Source organism: Streptomyces changanensis (genome assembly GCF_024600715.1).
GTDB lineage: Bacteria > Actinomycetota > Actinomycetes > Streptomycetales > Streptomycetaceae > Streptomyces > Streptomyces changanensis.
Genome location: NZ_CP102332.1, coordinates 872,434 through 887,717, shown reverse-complemented (window position 1 = coordinate 887,717; position 15,284 = coordinate 872,434). Strand labels below are relative to the sequence as shown.

Genomic DNA, 15,284 nt, shown 5'->3' with positions numbered 1-15,284 from the left:
CCGCCGCTGATCGGTACAGTGCGCCCCGTGCAGAACACCCATTGCGCCCACTGCGGTGCCGCCTACGCCGACCCGGCCCAGCCCTGGCCCCGCACCTGCCCCTCCTGCACCGCAGTCACCTACCGCAACCCCCTCCCCGTGGCCGTCGCCCTCCTCCCGGCGTCCGGCCCCGAGGGCGCCGGGCTCGTGGTCATCACCCGCACCATCGAACCCGCGCGCGGCGGCACCGCCCTGCCCGGCGGCTACATCGACCACACCGAGGACTGGCGCGAGGCGGTCGTACGGGAGCTCCGCGAGGAGACCGGCATCGAGGCCGCCGCCGACGACGTGCGCCTGGCCGACGCGATGAGCGCGCCCGGCGGCCACCTGCTGCTCTTCGGTCTCCTCCCCGAGCGCCGCGAGGCCGACCTGCCGCCTTCCGCCCCCACGGACGAGACGGCCGGCCATCACGTCCTGCGCGCCCCGGCGCCCCTGGCCTTCCCGCTGCACACCGAGGCGGTCCGCCGCTACTTCGCGGGGGAGTACGACCACCCCCGCCCCCGCCCCTGACCCCGGCGGGGCCCGCACACACCCGCCCCTGACCGCCCGCCCCTGACCCCGGCGGGGCCCGCACACACCCGCCCCTGACCGCCCGCCCCTGACCCCGGCGGGCACCGCCGACGGCACCCCCCGCCCTCGACCCGGCGGGCGGCCCCGGCAGAACGCGCCCCGTCCCCAGCGGCACCCCGCACGCCTCACCCCCTCCCACGCCTTACCCCCGTCCCTCACCCCCGCCCGTCACACCCAACCCGCGCACCCGTACCCCCGCGGGCCCCACCGCCACCGCCCCCGCGTCGGTCACCAGCTCCACCCGCACCTCGCCGTCCACCCACCGCGTGACGTACCGCTCCACGTCCGCCCGCTCCCACCCGTCGCCCGGGTCCCGCACGACCAGCCCGCCACCCGAGCGGCCCGGCGCCGGCGCCCACACCTCGAGCTCCGTGGTCCCCTCCTCGCCCCGCACCGGCACCACGGCCCCCGCCCGCACCAGCACCGGCACCCGCGACAGCGGCGCCTCCACCAGCACCTGCCCCGGCCCCTCGTACGACTGCCCGGTCACCATGTCGTACCAGCGGCCGCGCGGCAGCCGGACCGCCCGCCGGTCCGTCCCGCGCGTCAGCACCGGCGCCACCAGCAGCGCGTCCCCCAGCAGGAAGGCGTCCTCGCACTCCCGCAGCACCCGGTCCTCCGGGGCGCCCCACCACAGGGGCCGCGCGTACGGCGCGCCCGTCAGCCGGGCCAGCCGCGCCAGCGACACGAAGTACGGCCGCAGCCGCTCCCGCTCCTCCAGCGCCGCCCGCGCGTACTCCAGCACCTTCGGCCCGAACTCCCACGGCTCGCGCCGCCCCGCGTCGATCGCCGCGTGCGTACGGAACAGCGGCAGCCAGGCGCCCAGCTGGAACCACCGCAGGTACAGCTCCGGCGAGGGGAACCCGTCGAAGCCGCCCACGTCCGGCCCCGAGTACGGCACCCCGCACAACCCCAGCCCCAGCGCCAGCGACAGCGACGCCCGCAGCCCCGGCCACCCCGTGGCCACGTCCCCCGACCAGGTACCGCCGTACCGCTGCATCCCCACCCACCCCGACCGGGAGAACAGGAACGGCCGCTCCCGGGGCCGCAGCCGCGCCAGCCCCTCGTACCCCGCCCGGGCCATCGCCAGCGCGTACACGTTGTGCGCCTCCCGGTGGTCCCCGCCCCGGCCCTCCAGCGCGTGCCGCGCCGACCGGGGCAGCGTCATGTCCCCGAACGGCGTGAACGACACCGGCTCGTTCATGTCGTGCCACACCCCGGCGAACCCCTGCGCCAACCGCTCCTCGTACAGCCGGCCCCACCAGCCGCGCACCGCCGGATCCGTGAAGTCCGGGTACACGCACTCACCCGGCCACACCACGCCCCGCACCACCTCGCCCCGCGCGTCCCGCACGAACGCCCCCCGGGCGCCCACCCGCGCGCCGTCCTCGTACACCGCGCCGCCCGGCTCCGCCTTCACCGCCGGGTCCACGATCGACACCAGCCGCACCCCCTGCTCCCGCAACTCCGCCGCCAGCCCCGGCAGGTCCGGGAACCGCTCGCGGTCCACGGTGAACACCCGGTGCCCGTCGTAGTGGTCGATGTCCAGGTGCAGCGCCGCCAGCGGCAGGTCGTGCTCCCGGTACCCGGCCACCACCCGCCGCACCTCCTCGGCGCTGCCGAACCCCCACCGCGCGTGCTGCGGCCCCAGCGCCCACGACGGCGGCACCGCCGGCGCCCCCGTCAACTGCGTCCACCCGCGCAGCACCCGCGCCGGCGTCCCCACCACCACCCAGCAGCGCAGGGGACCGCCGCTCATCCGCACCTCGACCAGCCCCGGCCGGTCGTGGCCCGACCCGGCCCCCTCGCCGCCCTCCCGCAGCGTGACCCGCCCGTCCCACGGGTTGTCGTGGAACGCCAGGTGCGTCCCCGCGTCCGCCACCACCCAGTGGACCGGCATCGTGACGTACAGCGGATCGTCCTGCGGACCGAAGCTGCCGCGCGGGTCGCTGTTCCACAGCCGGTACACCCCGTCCCGCAGCCGCGGCCCACCCGCGCGGCCCCCCAGCCCGAAGAACCGCGCGTCGGCCGGCACCTCCGACCGCTGCACCCACCGCGCCTCGCCCCCGCCCACCGGCTCCCACCAGCGCGGCGGAAGGTCCCGGCGCAACACCACACCGCCCGGTGTGCGCACCTCGACCGCCCCGTTGCGCGACACGGCCACCGTCACCCGCTCGGCCACCACCCGCCAGCCGCCGTCCGTGTCCGGCTCCAGCACCACCCGCGCGTCCGGCTCCGGCACCTCGCCCGCCAACGCGTACGACGGCAGGGGCTCCGCCCCGTCCCACCCCCAGAAGACCGTCCCCCCGGCCGACACGCACACCCGCAGCACCGAGCGCGCGAACCGCACGATCCCTCCGCCCGGCAGCGGCTCCACCCCCGTCACCCGCCCCGGCACCCTGGCCCGCTCCGGCCCCCGGGGAGGCAGCCCCACGGCGTCCGCCCTCCGCTGGCGCCACGCCGAACGCATGGCTCGCGGCCCCCGCACCCTGCCGAACACCCACATCGAACGCACCAGCTCACGACGGTCCATGCCGAGCACCCTGCCACTCCCCAGGGGGCGCACGGGAGGCGTTCAACAGCCGTTCACCCGTGGTCACACCACATGTTCAACGCCCCGACCATGGGTGGAGGACCCTGGTGTGATCCCCGCTCCCATGGCACAGTCCCTGTCAGCCGCGTCCGCGCACACCCATGCCCATGCGTGCGACACACGCAGACCCGCGTACAGCCAGGGAGCACACCCCCATGACATCGACGTCAGCGACAGCGCACTCCGACCAACCCGAGCCGCTCTGGCAGCCGGACCAGGACCGCATCGCCTCCGCCGCGGTCACCCGCTTCCAGGCATGGGCCGCAGAGCGCCACGGCGCCCCCGCGAACGGCGGGTACCCGGCGCTCCACCGCTGGTCCATCGACCACCTCGACACCTTCTGGCAAGCCGTCACCGAGTGGTTCGACGTCCACTTCACGACTCCGTACACGCGCGTCCTGGGCGACCGCGCCATGCCCGGCGCCCAGTGGTTCCCCGGCGCCACCCTCAACTACGCCGAACACGCCCTGCGCGCCGCGGACCGGCGCCCCGACGCCCCCGCGCTCCTCCACGTCGACGAGACCCACGAGCCGACCCCCGTCACCTGGGCGGAACTGCGCCGCCAGGTCGCCGCCCTCGCCGCCGAACTGCGCGCCCTCGGCGTGCGCCCCGGCGACCGCGTCAGCGGCTACCTGCCCAACGTCCCGCAGGCTGTCACCGCCCTCCTCGCCACCGCCGCCGTCGGCGCCGTGTGGACCTCCTGCGCCCCCGACTTCGGCGCCCGCAGCGTCCTCGACCGCTTCCAGCAGGTCGAACCGGTCGTCCTCTTCACCGTCGACGGCTACCGCTACGGCGGCAAGGAGCACGACCGCCGCGACACCGTCGCCGAACTGCGCCGCGAGCTCCCCACCCTCCGCGCCGTCGTCCACATCCCGCTCCTCGGCACCCCCGCCCCCGACGGCGCCCTCGAATGGTCCGCGCTCACCTCGGGCGACGCCACCCCGCTCTACGAGCAGGTCCCCTTCGAGCACCCCCTGTGGATCCTCTACTCCTCCGGCACCACCGGCCTTCCCAAGGCCATCGTCCAGTCCCAGGGCGGCATCCTGCTCGAGCACTTCAAGCAGCTCGGGTTCCACTGCGACCTCGGCCCCGACGACGTGTTCTTCTGGTACACCTCCACCGGCTGGATGATGTGGAACTTTCTCGTCTCCGGCCTCCTCACCGGCACCACCGTCGTCCTCTACGACGGCAGCCCGGGACACCCGTCGACCGACGCCCAGTGGCGCGTCGCCGAACGCACCCGCGCCACCCTCTATGGCACCTCCGCCGCCTACGTCATGGCCTGCCGCAAGGCCGGCGTGCACCCCGCCCGCGACCACGACCTGTCCCGGATCCGGTGCGTCGCCACCACGGGCTCCCCCCTGCCGCCCGACGGCTTCCGCTGGCTCCACGACGAGTTCGCCACCGCCGGCGCCGACCTGTACGTCGCCTCCGTCAGCGGAGGCACCGACGTGTGCAGCTGCTTCGCCGGCGCCGTCCCCACCCTCCCGGTCCACATCGGAGAGCTCCAGGCGCCCTGCCTGGGCACCGACCTCCAGGCGTGGGACCCCCACGGCAAGCCCCTGACCGGCGAGGTCGGCGAACTCGTCGTCACCAACCCCATGCCGTCCATGCCGATCCACTTCTGGAACGACCCCGACGGCAGCCGCTACCACGACAGCTACTTCGACACCTACCCCGGCGTCTGGCGCCACGGCGACTGGATCACCCTCACCGACCACGGCTCCGTCGTCATCCACGGCCGCTCCGACTCCACCCTCAACCGCCAGGGCGTCCGCATGGGCAGCGCCGACATCTACGAAGCCGTCGAGCGCCTCCCCGAGATCAAGGAGTCCCTCGTCATCGGCCTGGAGGAACCGGACGGCGGCTACTGGATGCCGCTCTTCGTCCACCTCGCCGAAGGAGCCGTCCTCGACGACGCCCTCGTCGACCGCGTCAAGCGGACCATCCGCACCGAACTCTCCCCCCGCCACGTCCCCGACGAGATCATCCAGGTCCCCGGCGTCCCCCACACCCTCACCGGGAAGCGGATCGAGGTCCCCGTCAAGCGCCTCCTCCAGGGCACCCCGCTCGACAAGGCCTGCAATCCCGGCTCCATCGACGACGTCAGCCTCCTCCACTTCTACGAGGACCTCGCACGCCGCCGCGCCCAGCAGCGCACCGCCGACTGACACCCGGCACCGCTGTCAGACCCCTTGGTTACTCTGAGTGAGCACTGATCGACAGCTGATCACCAGGGGGACCCATGGCGCACACCAGGACCACCACATCCCTGCGACGGACGCTGCGCCGCGAAGTACCGGGCACCGTCGGCCTCCTCGCCGACGCCCGGGACTTCGCGGCCATGCGCCGCTACCGCACCTTCCCCTTCGACGACCACGCCACCTACCTCCAGGAGACGGAGCGCCTCCTGAGGACCCTCGCCGCCGAAGGCACGCACACCACCGTCACCCTCTTCGACCCCGAGGACTACGCCGCCTACTGTGCCGAGACCGGCCTCGACCCCGACAGCCGGGCCAGCCGCACCCGGTACACCGCGGAGATCGCCGCCGCCCGCACCCGCGTCCCGTACACCGGGCAGCCCATCGAGGAACTCGTGCCCCTCCTCGTCGGCACGGCCGTCCGCCACGCCACCCGCGAGTACGCCACCCTGCTCCTCGCCGACGCCGGCCACTGCGCCGACTGCGGACAGGACATCGGCCACGCCGCCTTCGACCAGGCCACCCGAGCCGTCCTGCGCATCCTCGAAGGGGCCGGACCCGGCACGCACCACCTCGTCTGCAGCGTCCCCGCCGCCGACGACCACCTCCTGGCCGTCCTCCACACCGACCGCACCGGAGCCGACCGCCCCCGCCTGGACTCCTCGGAGGGATCCGAGTTCGTCACCGTCCTCGCCGCCGGCCTGGCCCGCTCCGCCCCCGGCGGCATCGTCCTGCGCACCAGCAGCCCCGGCGCCCCGGACCGCCTCCACGGCTGGCGCCTGGACCACGGCCGCCTCGTCCCCCTCACGGAGGCCGAGGTCTTCAACGCCTACTGCACCGACGCGGACACCGGAGAACCCCTCCCACCGGAATCGGGCGTCGAGTACCGGGCGGGCTTCGACCTCGCCCCTGACGACGGCCGCCCCACCCACCACTGACACGCCGAGGGGTCCCCCCGCCGAAACGGGAGGACCCCTCGAACGCCGGCTCACCGTGCCACCGGCTCACCGCTCACCCGGTCACTCGCCGGAGAGCACCGCCTGAGCGGCGACCCGTGCCTCCTCCGCCGAGTCGGCCGCCCGGGCCGCGGCCGCGGCCCGCTCGCACTGCGCCACCGTGTACTTCGCCAGCGTCGCCCGCACGTAGGGGATCGACGCCGCACCCATCGACAGGGAGGTGACGCCCAGACCCGTCAGCACGCACGCCAGCAGCGGATCGGAGGCCGCCTCGCCGCATACGCCGCAGCTCTTGCCCTCCGCCCGGGCCGCGTCGGCCGCCATCGCGATCAGGTCGAGCAGCGCCGGCTGCCACGGGTCCTGCAACCGCGACACGGCACCGACCTGCCGGTCGGCCGCGAACGTGTACTGCGCGAGGTCGTTCGTGCCCAGCGACAGGAACTCCACCTCCCGCAGGATCGAACGCGCGCGCAGCGCCGCCGACGGGATCTCCACCATCGCGCCGAACTTCGCCCGCAGCCCCGCCTCACGGCACGCGTCGGCGAACGCCTTCGCGTCCGCCCGGTCCGCCACCATCGGCGCCATGACCTCGAGGTGCACCGGCAGCCCCTCGGCCGCCTTCGCCAGCGCGGTCAGCTGCGTCCGCAGCACCTCCGGATGGTCGAGCAGCGTCCGCAGGCCCCGCACGCCCAGCGCCGGGTTCGGCTCGTCGGCCGGCGTGAGGAACGCCAGCGGCTTGTCCGCGCCCGCGTCCAGCACCCGCACGACGACCCGGCCCTCCGGGAACGCCTCCAGCACCTTCCGGTACGCCTCGACCTGCTTCTCCTCCGACGGGGCGCGCTCGCTGTCGTCGAGGAAGAGGAACTCGGTGCGGAACAGGCCGACGCCCTCGGCCCCGGCCTCCACGGCGGCCGGCACGTCCGCCGGTCCACCGACGTTGGCCAGCAGCGGCACCCGGTGCCCGTCCGAAGTGGCACCCGGACCGGTCGACGCGGCCAGCGCGGCCTTGCGCTCCCGCGCGGCCCGCTCCATGGCGTCGCGCTTGTCCTCGCTCGGATCGACGAACACCTCACCGGTGCTGCCGTCGACCGCGACCACGGTGCCCTCGGCCAGCTCGCACGCACCCGGCAGAGCCACCACGGCCGGCACGCCGAGCGCCCGCGCGAGGATCGCGCTGTGGCTGGTCGGCCCACCCTCCTCGGTCACGAAGCCGAGCACCAGCGCCGGGTCGAGCAGCGCCGTGTCCGCCGGCGCCAGGTCCCGCGCGATCAGTACGTAAGGCTCGTCACTGTCCGGCACGCCCGGCATGGGCACGCCCAGCAGCCGCGCCACGATCCGGTTCCGCACGTCGTCCAGGTCGGCGACCCGCCCGGCGAGGTACTCACCGGCGCCGGCCAACAGCGCCCGGTACGCCGCGAAGGCGTCGTAGACGGCCCGCTCGGCCGTGGACCCGACGGCGATGCGCCGCTCCACGTCGGCCATCAACTCGGGGTCCTGCGCCATCATGGCCTGGGCCTCGAGGACGTGCTGGGCCTCACCGCCGGCGAGGTTGCCCCGCGCTATCAGGTCGGCGGCCACGGCCTCCACGGCCTGGCGGGCACGTCCCTGCTCGCGCTCGGCGTCCTCGGGGGGGATCTGCTTGGCCGGCGGTTCCAGTACCGCGGTCCCCATGTGCCGGACCTCGCCGATCGCCACCCCGTGGCTGACCCCGACGCCGCGCAGCGTTGTCTCCATGTTCACCCGTCTCCGATCGAGCGGCGGCCGTGGCCGCCGCGTAGGAACATCCCGTTCAGCGCCGCCCGCGGGGGCGGCGGTGACGTCACCGCCAGTCGAAGAGCGTCTCGCCGGCCTTCACGTCGCCTTCCTCGCGCAGCTCGCCGAGCGCGTCGGCGGTGGCCTCCAAGGCGACCACCGGGCAGATCGCCGACTTGCCGGCCGCCTCCACCGCGGCGGGGTTCCAGCGCACGACGTCCTGGCCCCGCGTGACGGTGTCGCCCTTGTTGACGAGCAGCTCGAAGCCCTCGCCGTTGAGCTGGACGGTGTCGATGCCCAGGTGCGTCAGGACGCCGTGCCCCTCGGCGTCCACGATGACGAAGGCGTGCGGGTGCAGGGAGACCACGACGCCGTCGACGGGCGCGACGGCCGTGGAGGGCTCGCGCACGGGGTCGATGGCGGTGCCCGGCCCGACCATGGCCCCGGAGAACACCGGGTCGGGTACGGCGGCGAGTCCGATGGCGCGTCCGGCGAGGGGCGACGTCACGGTGGTCATGGAGGGCCTCCCAGAGGGCGGAGATGGGGAGCCGCCGTCACGGCCTGTCCTGGACGGCGTGCTGTTCAGAGCGTATGTCATGGAAAGTCCGGGTTCCGCATGAGAGGCCCTGGTTGCAGGACCTCGGGACCACCGGCGGCGATTTGCCTCAACTCGTAGGCAGGAGTAGTGTCGTTCCCCTGCCTGGCACCGATGCGAGCACGCGTCGACGGCTGGCAGCGGCGCCTGTCAGGGCGAGATCCTAACTGGTCTACACCACTACTGGTCTACACCTCTGCGTGTGGTCGGTCGGGGAGTGGTCAGGGAGGCGGAAAAACCCTGATAGTGTCGGAGCCGCCGGAAAGGGAAACGCGAAAGCGGAGAACGGCCCGGCAGCCCGCTCCAGCGGGTGGCGGAAACGAGAAATCGGATCTGCTAGACTGGAAACACGAAAGACCGAAGGGAAGCGCCCGGAGGAAAGCCCGAGAGGGTGAGTACAAAGGAAGCGTCCGTTCCTTGAGAACTCAACAGCGTGCCAAAAATCAACGCCAGATTAGTTGATACCCCGTCTCCATCACGGAGATGAGGTTCCTTTGTAGAAAACACAGCGAGGATGCTGTGAACCGCGGGGGACTATTCCTCCCCCCGGTTCCGCTCAACGCGAGTGTCGACCCGATCACGGGTAAGCATTCACGGAGAGTTTGATCCTGGCTCAGGACGAACGCTGGCGGCGTGCTTAACACATGCAAGTCGAACGATGAACCCACTTCGGTGGGGGATTAGTGGCGAACGGGTGAGTAACACGTGGGCAATCTGCCCTTCACTCTGGGACAAGCCCTGGAAACGGGGTCTAATACCGGATACGACCACTTCAGGCATCTGATGGTGGTGGAAAGCTCCGGCGGTGAAGGATGAGCCCGCGGCCTATCAGCTTGTTGGTGGGGTAATGGCCCACCAAGGCGACGACGGGTAGCCGGCCTGAGAGGGCGACCGGCCACACTGGGACTGAGACACGGCCCAGACTCCTACGGGAGGCAGCAGTGGGGAATATTGCACAATGGGCGAAAGCCTGATGCAGCGACGCCGCGTGAGGGATGACGGCCTTCGGGTTGTAAACCTCTTTCAGCAGGGAAGAAGCGAAAGTGACGGTACCTGCAGAAGAAGCGCCGGCTAACTACGTGCCAGCAGCCGCGGTAATACGTAGGGCGCAAGCGTTGTCCGGAATTATTGGGCGTAAAGAGCTCGTAGGCGGCTTGTCACGTCGGATGTGAAAGCCCGGGGCTTAACCCCGGGTCTGCATTCGATACGGGCAGGCTAGAGTGTGGTAGGGGAGATCGGAATTCCTGGTGTAGCGGTGAAATGCGCAGATATCAGGAGGAACACCGGTGGCGAAGGCGGATCTCTGGGCCATTACTGACGCTGAGGAGCGAAAGCGTGGGGAGCGAACAGGATTAGATACCCTGGTAGTCCACGCCGTAAACGTTGGGAACTAGGTGTTGGCGACATTCCACGTCGTCGGTGCCGCAGCTAACGCATTAAGTTCCCCGCCTGGGGAGTACGGCCGCAAGGCTAAAACTCAAAGGAATTGACGGGGGCCCGCACAAGCAGCGGAGCATGTGGCTTAATTCGACGCAACGCGAAGAACCTTACCAAGGCTTGACATATACCGGAAACACCTAGAGATAGGTGCCCCCTTGTGGTCGGTATACAGGTGGTGCATGGCTGTCGTCAGCTCGTGTCGTGAGATGTTGGGTTAAGTCCCGCAACGAGCGCAACCCTTGTTCTGTGTTGCCAGCATGCCCTTCGGGGTGATGGGGACTCACAGGAGACTGCCGGGGTCAACTCGGAGGAAGGTGGGGACGACGTCAAGTCATCATGCCCCTTATGTCTTGGGCTGCACACGTGCTACAATGGCCGGTACAAAGAGCTGCGAAGCCGTGAGGCGGAGCGAATCTCAAAAAGCCGGTCTCAGTTCGGATTGGGGTCTGCAACTCGACCCCATGAAGTCGGAGTTGCTAGTAATCGCAGATCAGCATTGCTGCGGTGAATACGTTCCCGGGCCTTGTACACACCGCCCGTCACGTCACGAAAGTCGGTAACACCCGAAGCCGGTGGCCCAACCCCTTGTGGGAGGGAGCTGTCGAAGGTGGGACTGGCGATTGGGACGAAGTCGTAACAAGGTAGCCGTACCGGAAGGTGCGGCTGGATCACCTCCTTTCTAAGGAGCACTTCTCACCAGTTTCGGCTGGTCAGAGGCCAGTACATCGGCGTACGTCCGATGCTGGTTGCTCAAGGGTGGAACGTTGATTATTCGGCACACTCGGTTCTCTTCCTGTCAGTACTGCTTCGGCGTGGAACACAGAGGAGGGGTCGAGGGTGTCGGGCACGCTGTTGGGTGTCTGAGGGTGCGAGCGTTGCTCGCCCTTCTGCGATGCCGGCCCCAGTGCACTCCGGATGTTGTCCGGGGGTGATGGGTGGCTGGTCGTTGCTTGAGAACTGCACAGTGGACGCGAGCATCTGTGGCCAAGTTTTTAAGGGCGCACGGTGGATGCCTTGGCACCAGGAACCGATGAAGGACGTGGGAGGCCACGATAGTCCCCGGGGAGCCGTCAACCAGGCTTTGATCCGGGGGTTTCCGAATGGGGAAACCCGGCAGTCGTCATGGGCTGTCACCCGCTGCTGAACACATAGGCAGTGTGGAGGGAACGAGGGGAAGTGAAACATCTCAGTACCCTCAGGAAGAGAAAACAACCGTGATTCCGGGAGTAGTGGCGAGCGAAACCGGATGAGGCCAAACCGTATGCGTGTGATACCCGGCAGGGGTTGCGCATGCGGGGTTGTGGGATCTCTCTTTCACAGTCTGCCGGCTGTGAGACGAGTCAGAAACCGTATGGATAGGCGAAGGACATGCGAAAGGTCCGGCGTAGAGGGTAAGACCCCCGTAGCTGAAATTCATGCGGCTCGTTTGAGAGACACCCAAGTAGCACGGGGCCCGAGAAATCCCGTGTGAATCTGGCGGGACCACCCGTTAAGCCTAAATATTCCCTGGTGACCGATAGCGGATAGTACCGTGAGGGAATGGTGAAAAGTACCGCGGGAGCGGAGTGAAATAGTACCTGAAACCGTGTGCCTACAAGCCGTGGGAGCGTCGCGCAAGGACTTGTCCTTGCGTCGTGACTGCGTGCCTTTTGAAGAATGAGCCTGCGAGTTTGCGGTGTGTTGCGAGGTTAACCCGTGTGGGGAAGCCGTAGCGAAAGCGAGTCCGAACAGGGCGATTCAGTAGCGCGCTCAAGACCCGAAGCGGAGTGATCTAGCCATGGGCAGGTTGAAGCGGAGGTAAGACTTCGTGGAGGACCGAACCCACCAGGGTTGAAAACCTGGGGGATGACCTGTGGTTAGGGGTGAAAGGCCAATCAAACTCCGTGATAGCTGGTTCTCCCCGAAATGCATTTAGGTGCAGCGTCGTGTGTTTCTTGCCGGAGGTAGAGCACTGGATAGGCGATGGGCCCTACCGGGTTACTGACCTTAGCCAAACTCCGAATGCCGGTAAGTGAGAGCGCGGCAGTGAGACTGTGGGGGATAAGCTCCATGGTCGAGAGGGAAACAGCCCAGAGCATCGACTAAGGCCCCTAAGCGTACGCTAAGTGGGAAAGGATGTGGAGTCGCAGAGACAACCAGGAGGTTGGCTTAGAAGCAGCCACCCTTGAAAGAGTGCGTAATAGCTCACTGGTCAAGTGATTCCGCGCCGACAATGTAGCGGGGCTCAAGCGTACCGCCGAAGTCGTGTCATTGCAGTACATACCCCCAACGGGGACTGTGATGGGTAGGGGAGCGTCGTGTGCCGGGTGAAGCAGCCGCGGAAGCGAGTTGTGGACGGTTCACGAGTGAGAATGCAGGCATGAGTAGCGATACACACGTGAGAAACGTGTGCGCCGATTGACTAAGGGTTCCTGGGTCAAGCTGATCTGCCCAGGGTAAGTCGGGACCTAAGGCGAGGCCGACAGGCGTAGTCGATGGACAACCGGTTGATATTCCGGTACCCGCTTTGAAACGCCCAATATCGAACCAGGCGATGCTAAGTCCGTGAAGCCGCCCTGGAGCCTTCGGGCAAGGGGAGTGGTGGAGCCGACGGACCAGACCTGTAGTAGGTAAGCGATGGGGTGACGCAGGAAGGTAGTCCAGCCCGGGCGGTGGTTGTCCCGGGGTAAGGGTGTAGGCCGTGTGATAGGCAAATCCGTCACACATTGAGGCTGAGACCTGATGCCGAGCCGATTGTGGTGAAGTGGATGATCCTATGCTGTCGAGAAAAGCCTCTAGCGAGTTTCATGGCGGCCCGTACCCTAAACCGACTCAGGTGGTCAGGTAGAGAATACCGAGGCGTTCGGGTGAACTATGGTTAAGGAACTCGGCAAAATGCCCCCGTAACTTCGGGAGAAGGGGGGCCATCACTGGTGAGAGCACGTGCTGCTCGAGCTGGGGGTGGCCGCAGAGACCAGCGAGAAGCGACTGTTTACTAAAAACACAGGTCCGTGCGAAGCCGTAAGGCGATGTATACGGACTGACGCCTGCCCGGTGCTGGAACGTTAAGGGGACCGGTTAGCTCCATTTCGGTGGGGCGAAGCTGAGAACTTAAGCGCCAGTAAACGGCGGTGGTAACTATAACCATCCTAAGGTAGCGAAATTCCTTGTCGGGTAAGTTCCGACCTGCACGAATGGCGTAACGACTTCTCGACTGTCTCAACCATAGGCCCGGTGAAATTGCACTACGAGTAAAGATGCTCGTTTCGCGCAGCAGGACGGAAAGACCCCGGGACCTTTACTACAGTTTGATATTGGTGTTCGGTTCGGCTTGTGTAGGATAGGTGGGAGACTGTGAAGCTTGGACGCCAGTTCAGGTGGAGTCGCCGTTGAAATACCACTCTGGTCGTGCTGGATGTCTAACCTGGGTCCGTGATCCGGATCAGGGACAGTGTCTGATGGGTAGTTTAACTGGGGCGGTTGCCTCCTAAAGGGTAACGGAGGCGCCCAAAGGTTCCCTCAGCCTGGTTGGCAATCAGGTGTTGAGTGTAAGTGCACAAGGGAGCTTGACTGTGAGACCGACGGGTCGAGCAGGGACGAAAGTCGGGACTAGTGATCCGGCGGTGGCTTGTGGAAGCGCCGTCGCTCAACGGATAAAAGGTACCCCGGGGATAACAGGCTGATCTTCCCCAAGAGTCCATATCGACGGGATGGTTTGGCACCTCGATGTCGGCTCGTCGCATCCTGGGGCTGGAGTCGGTCCCAAGGGTTGGGCTGTTCGCCCATTAAAGCGGTACGCGAGCTGGGTTTAGAACGTCGTGAGACAGTTCGGTCCCTATCCGCTGTGCGCGTAGGAATATTGAGAAGGGCTGTCCCTAGTACGAGAGGACCGGGACGGACGAACCTCTGGTGTGCCAGTTGTCCTGCCAAGGGCATGGCTGGTTGGCTACGTTCGGGAGGGATAACCGCTGAAAGCATCTAAGCGGGAAGCCTGCTTCGAGATGAGTATTCCCACCTCCTTGAGAGGGTAAGGCTCCCAGTAGACGACTGGGTTGATAGGCCGGATATGGAAGCCCAGTAATGGGTGGAGTTGACCGGTACTAATAGGCCGAGGGCTTGTCCTCAGTTGCTCGCGTCCACTGTGTTAGTTCTGAAGTAACGAACTCCCAATCTGCCGGTTGGTTGTAGGTCGATATCTTCATAGTGTTTCGGTGGTCATAGCGTTAGGGAAACGCCCGGTTACATTCCGAACCCGGAAGCTAAGCCTTTCAGCGCCGATGGTACTGCAGGGGGGACCCTGTGGGAGAGTAGGACACCGCCGAACAATTTGTTGGGGAAGCCCCGCACCGTATGGTGCGGGGCTTTCCGTATTTCCGGGCTCCTTTTTTCCGCGCAACAGCCGGCCGAACCGTTCGCCGCCAGCCACCCCGTGCACCGGGTGGCCGGTGCTGACGGTAAGGTCAGGGGGCAGCATCGGCACGTTCCCACAGGAGGCCCCCGGGTGGAGGTACAGGAGACTCGCGTTCAGACGGACCGGGTCCTCACCATCCCCAACATCCTGAGCATGGCCCGGCTCATCGGTGTACCGCTCTTCCTGTGGCTCATCCTCCGTCCCGAGTTCGACGGGACGAACAGCGACGGCTGGGCCCTCCTCGTCCTGGCTTTCAGTGGCATCAGCGACTACCTCGACGGCAAGCTCGCCAGGCGCTGGAACCAGATCAGCCGTCTCGGACGCATCCTCGACCCGGCAGCCGACCGCCTCTACATCCTCTCCACCCTCATCGGACTCACCTGGCGGGACATCCTCCCCCTCTGGCTCACCGCGGCGCTCCTCGCCCGCGAGGCGATGCTGCTGGTGATGGTGGGAATCCTCCGGCGCCACGGATATCCGCCGCCGCAGGTGAACTTCCTGGGCAAGGCCGCCACCTTCAACCTGATGTATGCCTTCCCGCTGCTCCTGCTCAGCGACGGTGAGACGTGGCTTGCGTCACTCGCTGAAGTTTTCGGGTGGGCCTTCGCCGGATGGGGTACATGTCTGTACTGGTGGGCAGGGATCCTCTATGTGGTCCAGGTCCGCCGACTCGTCAAAGCGGATACCGCGACCGATTGACCCGTCTTCCACACCGAAGCGAAAAGCGATACCGGTGTGATGTCAGAGG

The 15,284-nt window shown here is 67.9% G+C and carries 7 protein-coding genes and 3 rRNA genes; 7 read left to right on the top strand and 3 right to left on the bottom strand.

Annotated features, from left to right (window positions below):
• Positions 1 to 27: 27 nt before the first annotated feature.
• The gene (locus tag NRO40_RS03815; protein WP_079047485.1) at positions 28 to 549 is read left to right on the top strand and encodes an NUDIX domain-containing protein; all 522 of its coding nucleotides are present in this window, start codon (positions 28 to 30) and stop codon (positions 547 to 549) included.
• 202 nt (positions 550 to 751) lie between these two features.
• On the opposite strand, the gene NRO40_RS03810 is transcribed toward NRO40_RS03815, so the two are convergent.
• The gene (locus NRO40_RS03810; protein WP_058944976.1) at positions 752 to 3,142 is read right to left on the bottom strand and encodes a glycoside hydrolase family 31 protein; all 2,391 of its coding nucleotides are present in this window, start codon (positions 3,140 to 3,142) and stop codon (positions 752 to 754) included.
• A 215-nt stretch (positions 3,143 to 3,357) separates the two neighbouring features.
• Here NRO40_RS03810 and NRO40_RS03805 point away from each other — a divergent pair, with 215 nt between their 5' ends.
• Together NRO40_RS03805 and NRO40_RS03800 are read left to right on the top strand one after the other, a co-directional pair.
• Positions 3,358 to 5,373, top strand: coding sequence for an acetoacetate--CoA ligase (locus tag NRO40_RS03805; protein WP_058944969.1), 2,016 nt, complete (start codon positions 3,358 to 3,360; stop codon positions 5,371 to 5,373).
• Between the two features lie 74 nt (positions 5,374 to 5,447).
• Entirely contained in the window at positions 5,448 to 6,341 is an 894-nt protein-coding gene (locus NRO40_RS03800) for a hypothetical protein (protein WP_058944968.1), read from the top strand.
• Positions 6,342 to 6,422: 81 nt separating this feature from the next.
• Here NRO40_RS03800 and ptsP read toward each other — a convergent pair whose 3' ends face one another.
• Both ptsP and NRO40_RS03790 read right to left on the bottom strand, forming a co-directional pair.
• On the bottom strand, positions 6,423 to 8,093 hold the full coding sequence (gene ptsP / locus NRO40_RS03795) for a phosphoenolpyruvate--protein phosphotransferase (RefSeq protein ID WP_257375326.1): 1,671 nt from the start codon (positions 8,091 to 8,093) through the stop codon (positions 6,423 to 6,425).
• 85 nt (positions 8,094 to 8,178) lie between these two features.
• A complete protein-coding gene (locus NRO40_RS03790; RefSeq protein ID WP_058944967.1) occupies positions 8,179 to 8,628 on the bottom strand; it encodes a PTS sugar transporter subunit IIA in 450 nt (149 codons plus the stop codon).
• A gap of 668 nt (positions 8,629 to 9,296) precedes the next feature.
• Between NRO40_RS03790 and NRO40_RS03785 the strand changes: the two genes are divergently transcribed.
• The 4 genes from NRO40_RS03785 (at position 9,297) to NRO40_RS03770 (ending at position 15,235) form a co-directional block, all read left to right on the top strand.
• Positions 9,297 to 10,825: ribosomal RNA gene (locus NRO40_RS03785) — 16S ribosomal RNA — on the top strand.
• Positions 10,826 to 11,128: 303 nt separating this feature from the next.
• Positions 11,129 to 14,249: ribosomal RNA gene (locus tag NRO40_RS03780) — 23S ribosomal RNA — on the top strand.
• An 83-nt stretch (positions 14,250 to 14,332) separates the two neighbouring features.
• Positions 14,333 to 14,449: ribosomal RNA gene (gene rrf / locus NRO40_RS03775) — 5S ribosomal RNA — on the top strand.
• Together the 16S, 23S and 5S rRNA genes form the textbook arrangement of a ribosomal RNA operon.
• A 177-nt stretch (positions 14,450 to 14,626) precedes the next feature.
• Positions 14,627 to 15,235: a CDP-alcohol phosphatidyltransferase family protein gene (locus tag NRO40_RS03770; protein WP_058941218.1), complete on the top strand. Its 609-nt coding sequence runs from the start codon at positions 14,627 to 14,629 to the stop codon at positions 15,233 to 15,235.
• Positions 15,236 to 15,284: the final 49 nt, after the last annotated feature.